Origin of the sequence: Methylobacterium sp. J-030 (genome assembly GCF_022829545.1) — a bacterium.
Taxonomy (GTDB): Bacteria; Pseudomonadota; Alphaproteobacteria; order Rhizobiales; family Beijerinckiaceae; genus Methylobacterium.
On record NZ_JAKSYM010000064.1, the window covers coordinates 1 to 7,091 of the forward strand.

Below are 7,091 nucleotides of genomic sequence, written 5' to 3' on the forward strand. Positions count from 1 at the left end.
CCGCAACACCCGCAACCAGGGTGTCCTGGTCGTCAACGCCGCAAACCTCGTCCCCGCCTATTCCAGCCCGATCGGACGCCGCGCCGACGAGTTCGCCGTCGTCCGCGCCGGCCTGAACTACAAGTTCGGTTCGTACTGAGATCGGATGGATCTGCTCCCGGCAGCGATGCCGGGAGGTATGGTGGCGGGCGAGGGGTAGTTGGTCCTCCTCACCGCGCGCCGCCGTCGAAGAGCAGCCGTCCGGCTGACCTTTGCATCCCCAGCCCGATCAAACTGGCCGCGAGGTCGGCGACACCCCGGGAGCACCCGCTCCCGGGGTGTTTCTCGTCCCTCGATCCGGTCCGGTCGCCGAACGGCCATGCCGGACCGGGACGTCGCCACAACCCGTCGGACCGTCATGGCACGTCGAATCCCCAAAGCCTCCGGGCGTCACGGGCCGACCGCGCCGGCCTCGTGCGCGCCGCCAGCTACATCGGCGGCGTGACACCATCCTTGCCCACCGCGGCCCGCACCGCGGTGAGTCGGCCGCCGTCACGCTCGGCGGTGACGAAGACCTTGGCGCCGGGTCGCAGGGCCGACTGATCCGCGGGCTCGTAGGCCATGATCGGCGTCTGCGGGGATACGGCCACCGTCTTCGACTGACCGTTGTCGTAGGTCAGCGTGAGCGTCTGCGCGCCATCGGCGGCACCGGTCCTGGACACCGTGCCATTGGTCATCGCGCTCTTGACCCTGGGCCCGGGAGCCGGAGCAGCCCTGACGGTTCCGTTCGTCATGGCGCTCCTCACCCGCCCGCCGCCGGCCAGGGTATCGGGAATCGTGTCCCAGTCGCGGTGCCCTTCACCGGTCCCGCGCATCGACTCGGGGAAGATGTGGATTTCCAGCGCCGTCGGCGGATTGTCGCCCTTGGTGGCGGTCCCGATGAATGAGCCGCTCGTGATGGCGCCGAGGCTGGATCTCATCAGGAAGACGACCTTCGTATCCTTGGTCAGGGCGATGGTCTCGACGCCGCCATCGATCGTGCGCACGGTCATCGATCCGGCGTCGACCGCTTCGACGGTGCCCCTCACGCGTTCGGGCGGCGCGGCAGCGCGTGCCGCGCCCGGCAGCGCCAGCAGGCTCACGACGGCTGGCATCAGAAACGGCTTCATGGGCCTCTCCCGCATTCGGGGCGAACGGATCGAGGGGGAACCTCATCCGCGCCGGTCCGGCTCCGTCCGCTTGTAACGCATCGGTCCCGGCCCGCGCCCATCGTTCGAGTCAATCGCCTGTCCGACGACGCTGCAAGGCCGCCGCGGGCGCGGCGGATATGGCGGGTGGGACGAGCGCCGTCCTGCATCCGATCCGGCCGCCGGCGTCGACGCCCGCCCGACCCTGGACCGGCGGCGGGGATTGTCGGACGCTCGGACGGCGCCCGCGATACAGCCGCGGCATCGGCGGGAACGCCTCGTGCGGCCGCCGGTGCCCGGCTCGCCCGTCGTCGTCAGGGACGCGCCGGCGCAGGCGCCCGCGCGGGCGGTCTCTACCAGCCCAGCCCAAGGTCCTTCGTGACCGCGTTCGGCTCCGCGCGGCGTAGCCAGACGGCCAACTCGCCCAGGGACTCCCGTGCCGCGTCGCGCCGCCAGAACGGCAGGATCGTCGCACCATCGAGCGCGGCGGCCAGGGCTTCGGTCGCCGCCCGGGCATCGCGAAACGCCCGCTCCAGACGAGGGGTCGGGACGACCCGATGGCCCAAGGCCGACAGCGTATTGTCTGCCACCGCAACGACATGGCCGCCCATGCCGGGGCCCGCGGTCCCGATCGCCCGGTCCCACGGCGTGAGCAGGGCCGCCAGGACCGGCGGCATTCGTTCCAGATCGAGGCGTGCCATCCACACCAACCCGGACACGCGCGCGCGGTTCGTCGCCGAGCGACGTGCCCCGTCGGCACGGACCGAGGACGCGGGCCGACGGGGCGCGGACGAATCCCGATGCGGCAGGCTCATCACGGTTCGCTATAAGGGTCCCCCGGGGCGGGCTGCTCCTGCGCCGCAGCCGGGACCTGCTCGCAGGCCTGAGGCCCGTGTCCGCGGGGTGCTTCCCGGGCGAAGCCGAGGGCGACGATGATCCAGACGATCCGCGACAACGCCGCGCAGGGCCGGTTCGAACTGCAGGTCGGCGACGCGACGGCCTTCGCGCGCTATCGTCGCGAGCCGGGTCAGCTCGTGATCACCTACGTGTACGCGCCGCCGGTCCTGCGCGGCACAGGCGCGGCCGACCGGCTCATGGCAGGCGTGGCCGCGCAGGCCCGCTCAGGGGGCGACCGGATCGTGCCCCTGTGCGGCTACGCCCGGGCCTGGCTGCAGGGTCATCCCGCGCATCGCGACCTGCTCGCGTGAGGAACGCCGCGTCGCGATCGAGGCCGCCATCGCGGTCGCGGGCGCAATCCCGGTCCGGGACTCGGGCCGGCCCGCGACCCGACGTCCTCCCGTGGTGGCGCGAGCGCCCGCCGCACCCGGTCGTGTGGCGGACGCGCGGGTCGGACAGGCGGGACCGCAACGGCGCCTCAAGAGCGTCCCCGCCAACCGGTCAGTTCACCGGCGCTTCAGCGCCGTCCACTCCGTGAGCACCGTGTCGTCGGCCGGCATGTAGGCATCCACGATGCCGCCCTGGCGGTTGACGACGCAGATCATCGCAGCCTCGCGGACCTCGTACATCATCGGCCGCTCGTAAGTGATGCGGAACAGCACGGGGGCGAAGTAGTCGCCCTTCTTGTCCGTCCTGTCCGCCCCGACCGAGACCGCTTCGACCTGCTTGGCGCCCGCCTTCGTCGCCTCGCTCATGACGGTGGCGCGGCAGGTGTCCACCGTGCGGTTGCGGCCTGGAATCGCGGGCAGGGGCTGTCCGATCGATTGCAGGGCGACGGGCGTGCCCTTCACCAAGCCGGTGCCGGGGACGACCGACAGGATGGTTTGTTCGCCGGCCGCGGATGAGGCGGGCCCGATCGGCGCGATCTGCCAGGGCATCTGCCACGTGGCGGCCGAGGTGTCCGGCGCATCCTGGGCCAGGGCGGGTCCTGCCAGGACGGAAATGATGGTCGTGCAGCAGATCGAACGAAGCAACATCACGGCTCTCCTTTTTCGCGGGGGTGAACGAGGGGCCGCGGCATCGAGCTAGTCCGTCGGCGCAAGGGAAGGGGGCAGCGTCCAGGGTGAGGATGGCGCGGGCGACGCGGCGTCGACGGCCGAGCGATCGGATCGCGACCGGTGCAGGACGGCGTGGGCGACCGCGCCGGCATCGATCCGCCCTCGGGCCGGCCGCGGCAGGGTGATGATGCTCGCCGTCTGCTCCGTGTCGCGGGCGGGCACCCGCGCCGCCGGGGAGGCCGTGACGGCTTTCGGCCGCCTGAGCGACCGCGCGGGCCGCGCCGGTCCGGGATTCAGGATCGGCGCCTCGACAGCCCCCGCGTCGCGCGGCAATGCGCTCGGGTTCGTTCGATCCACCCCCTGCTGCGCCGGATCCGGGCCGAGCGTCGCGATCCGTCGCGGCGGAGGCTCGGCACTGATCGCCGGTGCCGGGCGAACGGCGACCACGGCCGGAGCCTGCACCGGGGCCTGCACCGGGGCCGATCCGGGCGGCAGCGTCGATACAGGGGTCTGATCCGGCGGAAGGACGTGCTGCGCCCGCGTCTCCGCCGGATCCTGCGGCGACGGGGACGCCTCCGGTTCGAGGGGCGTCGCCGCGGGCGGCAGGATCGGCGGCGCGGCGTCCTGGCGTTCGACAGGCTCCGCCCGGACAGGCGGCTGCGCGCGCGTCAGGCCTGCGGTGTCGTAGGGAGCGCGGCTCAGCAGCGGCAGGTGCGGGTTGGCGCGCGGGGGGAGGCGCCCCGGCTGTCCGGCCGTCGGGGCGGGGTTCGGATCCAGGAAGGTGCGTGGTCCGGGCGGTGCGCGTGAGGCATCCGGATCGTCTTCGGCCGATCGCTGCGCCCCGAGATGCGGGACTTCGACCCAGGACGGGAAGGTCGCCGGCCGCACCGCTTCGCCCGGTGTCAGAGGTGCGGCCCGGCGTGACGCCGTCGGGCCGGGCCGGCCGCCCTGGGCATTGAGCCAGGCGGCACCCGCGGCGAACGCCGCGAGGGTCAGAGCGCAGGAGATCGCGATCGTCGCCCATGACGACAAGCCATCAGCGCGCCTGACGACCACGATGGGCCGGGCCGCACCGAGGGGCTTCAGGTCGCCCACATAGACAGGGCTACGCTGTAACATGGGTAGGAAACTCGGCTGGGCCGAAAAGGGTCCAAGGACCGAGGGATCCTCATGAAATCGCCGATCGACGCGGGCACGGCCCGAGGGGCGGTCCGGTATCCGGCACGGCTCCGGGCCGGTCTTTCGGCGCGCGCCTGCGCCGGACCGGGATCCGATGCGGCGGCGCGTGCGCCGGGCCGGTCGCGCACGCGTTCGCGCCCGGTCCAGTCCATGCGGCCGAATGCGGCCTCCCTCACGCGGACGTCACGGCGCGGACAGCGGCGGCGTCGCGGCATCCGTCTCGGAGGCCGGCAGAGACGCGACCGCGATCCCGGCGGCGCGCTCAGCCGATGGCCAGCGCGCGGATGAGCAGGACGGCGATGGCCAGGAGCACGGCGAGCGAGGCGGTGACCGCCAGCGTCACCCGGCCGCCGACCTGGGCCAGCACGCGGACATCGACCCCCAGGCCCAGGGCGGCCATCGACACGATCGTCAGGACGCCGGCGATCCGGGCCAGCGGCCCGACCCAGCCGTCCGGGATCAGCCCCAGCGAGCGCAGGCTGGCGAGCGCCAGGAAGCCCAGGATGAACCACGGCACCAGCCTGGAGAAGCCGAGCCGGCCCGGGGCGGCCTTGCCCGTGGCCCCCGCCGCGGGCAGCCGCGGCGCGATCAGCGACAGGGCCACCACCACCGGGCCGAGCATCAGCACCCGCACCAGCTTGACCAGCGTGCCGACCTGCGTGGCCAGCGCCCCCACCGGCACGGTCGCGGCCAGCACCTGCGGCACCGCGTAGACCGTCATCCCGGCCAGGACGCCGTACTGATGCTCGCTGAAGCCCGCCAGCGGCACGAGCAGCGGCAGGCCGAGCACCATCAGCACGCCGAGCACCGCCGTGAACGCGATCGCCGCCGCCACGTCCCGGCCGTCCGCGCCGATCACCGGGGCCACGGCCGCGATCGCCGAGTTGCCGCAGATCGCGTTGCCGCAGGCGATCAGCAGCGCCATGCGCACCGGCAGGCCCAGCGCGCGGCAGAGCGCGCAGCTCGCCAGGATGGTCAGCGCCACCGCCCCCACGATGCCGGCCAGCAGCGCCGGACCCGAGGCGAGGATCGCCCCGAGGCTCACCGAGGCGCCGAGCAGGGTGACGGCCACCTCCAGCACCTGCTTGGCCGAGAAGGCGATCCCGGCCTTGAACCGCGCCCCCGGCACCCAGGCGGTGCGCAAGGCCGTCCCCAGCAGGATCGCCAGCACCAGGGCCTCGAGGTAGGGATGGCCGGTCAGGCTCTCCTCCCCGGCCTGCAGCGCCTGCGCCGCCCCCGTGATGAGGCAACACAGCACGAGCCCCGGAAGCAGGCGGCCGACCGCCCCGGCCCAGACGGATCCGCGGGCGCGGTCGGCGGGTCCCGCCGCAAGGCGGTCGACGGTCCTGGCTGTCATGACTGCTCCCCGCCCATGGCGGCTCCCCGCCCGTGGCTGCTCCCCGCCGGCCCCGGCCCTCAGTAGGTCGCGCCGAGATAGGCCGCGATGGCCGCGGCCTGCGCCGCCGCGATCGGGGCGCGGTAGACCTTGACCATCTTGGCGACCTCCGCGTCCCAGAACGCCGGCCCCTTCCCGGGCGGCTGCATGGCGACGTAATCCGCCGAGTGGCAGGTCATGCAGGTCTCCTGCGCGGCCTGGAAGCCGGCCGCGTGCTCCCCGCCCGGCGGCGCCTTGAACTGCGCGGTCGGCTCCGGCAGCGCGTAGGTCTCGGGCGCGGCACGCGCGGCCGTGGCGAGGAGGGCGGCGAGGAGGGCGGCGAGCCCGAGGGCGGCGCCGGGCAGAACGGGGAACCTGGACATCGCGATCTCCCTCAGGCCGCCCGCACGCGGGTGGTCTCGACGACGTTGCGCATGTACCCGGCCGGGTTCCAGCGCGGCTCCATCGGCTGGGTGCCGCCGTCGTTGCCGGTCGCCCGCACCCGCAGGGCATGCGGGCCCGGCGCCAGATCGGCCTGCGCGGTCCAGGTCCGGAACGCGTAGCGGCCGAGGTCCTGGCCGAGCCGGGCCGGGCTCCAGGTCCGGCCGTCGTCGGCCGAGACCTCGACGGCCGCGATGCCCGAGCCGCCGTCGAACGCGATCCCGCGCAGGGCCACGCGGCCGGCCGTCACCTGCGCGCCGTCGGCGAGGTTGGTCACGAAGGAGCGGACGTTGAGCCGGCCGATCGGCACGGTCCTGTCGGGCGCCTTGCCGGGCTCGGTGCAGGCGCACGCGGTGTCGGGGATGCGGTAGGCGGTCGTCATCCAGAAGCCCTCGAACGGGTGATCGAGGACGGCGATGCTGTCGAGGTGCTTGACCCAGTAGGTGCCGTAGAAGCCCGGCACGACGAGGCGCAGCGGGAAGCCGTTGAGCCAGGGCAGGTCCTGCCCGTTCATGCCCCAGGCCAGCATCACCGCGCCGTCCCGCGCGTGCTCGAGGGTGAGCGCCTTGGCGAAGTCGGGGGTCTCGGGCAGGACCGGCCCGTCGAGCCCCCCGAACGCGACCTGCACGGCGCCGGCCTTCACGCCGGCCGCGTCGAGCACGGTCTTGAGCGGCACGCCGGTCCAGCGGGCGCAGCCCATCGCGCCGTTGGCGAGCTGCCCGCCGGCGATGCGCGGCGCGAAGAAGCCGCGGGAATTGCCCGAGCACTGGTTGACCGCGACGATCTCGGTTTGCCCCGGCAGGGCCTTGAGATCGGCCAGCGACAGGGCGCGGGGCCGCTCGACATGGCCCGTCACCGCGACCCGGAACGTCTGCGGGTCGATCGCGGTGGGGATGTCGGCGAGGTGGTAGCGGACGAAGAACGCGTCGTTGGGCGTGATCGCGCCCTCGTCGAACACCCCAAACGGCGTCTCCA

8 protein-coding genes and 1 pseudogene are annotated in these 7,091 nt (G+C 73.6%); 2 read left to right on the forward strand and 7 right to left on the reverse strand.

The window, feature by feature from the left end; genetic code table 11:
• Positions 1-139, forward strand: a pseudogene (locus MKK75_RS03585) (porin family protein); the annotation flags it as partial.
• A 328-nt stretch (positions 140-467) separates the two neighbouring features.
• On the opposite strand, the gene MKK75_RS03590 reads toward MKK75_RS03585, so the two are convergent.
• Together MKK75_RS03590 and MKK75_RS03595 are read right to left on the reverse strand one after the other, a co-directional pair.
• Positions 468-1,148 carry a DUF5666 domain-containing protein gene (locus MKK75_RS03590; RefSeq protein ID WP_244041264.1) on the reverse strand — a complete coding sequence of 227 codons (681 nt, stop codon included), beginning with the start codon at positions 1,146-1,148 and terminating at the stop codon, positions 468-470.
• Between the two features lie 371 nt (positions 1,149-1,519).
• Positions 1,520-1,867 carry a hypothetical protein gene (locus MKK75_RS03595; RefSeq protein ID WP_244041265.1) on the reverse strand — a complete coding sequence of 116 codons (348 nt, stop codon included), beginning with the start codon at positions 1,865-1,867 and terminating at the stop codon, positions 1,520-1,522.
• Positions 1,868-2,098: 231 nt separating this feature from the next.
• Here MKK75_RS03595 and MKK75_RS03600 point away from each other — a divergent pair, with 231 nt between their 5' ends.
• The gene (locus tag MKK75_RS03600; RefSeq protein WP_244041266.1) at positions 2,099-2,374 is read left to right on the forward strand and encodes a GNAT family N-acetyltransferase; all 276 of its coding nucleotides are present in this window, start codon (positions 2,099-2,101) and stop codon (positions 2,372-2,374) included.
• Positions 2,375-2,569: 195 nt separating this feature from the next.
• On the opposite strand, the gene MKK75_RS03605 is transcribed toward MKK75_RS03600, so the two are convergent.
• From MKK75_RS03605 to MKK75_RS03625, 5 genes are all read right to left on the reverse strand, one after another.
• Complete coding sequence (locus tag MKK75_RS03605; protein WP_244041267.1) at positions 2,570-3,100, reverse strand: hypothetical protein; 531 nt, start codon at positions 3,098-3,100, stop codon at positions 2,570-2,572.
• A 48-nt stretch (positions 3,101-3,148) separates the two neighbouring features.
• Positions 3,149-4,240 (reverse strand): hypothetical protein, encoded by a 1,092-nt coding sequence (locus tag MKK75_RS03610; protein ID WP_244041268.1) that lies wholly within the window; start codon positions 4,238-4,240, stop codon positions 3,149-3,151.
• 322 nt (positions 4,241-4,562) lie between these two features.
• Positions 4,563-5,657, reverse strand: a complete 1,095-nt coding sequence (locus tag MKK75_RS03615; protein WP_244041269.1) for a YeiH family protein — start codon at positions 5,655-5,657, stop codon at positions 4,563-4,565.
• A gap of 59 nt (positions 5,658-5,716) precedes the next feature.
• Positions 5,717-6,058, reverse strand: coding sequence for a cytochrome c (locus MKK75_RS03620; RefSeq protein ID WP_244041270.1), 342 nt, complete (start codon positions 6,056-6,058; stop codon positions 5,717-5,719).
• Positions 6,059-6,069: 11 nt separating this feature from the next.
• Positions 6,070-7,091: molybdopterin-dependent oxidoreductase (locus MKK75_RS03625; RefSeq protein ID WP_244041271.1), on the reverse strand; the 1,022-nt coding region annotated here is incomplete at its 5' end.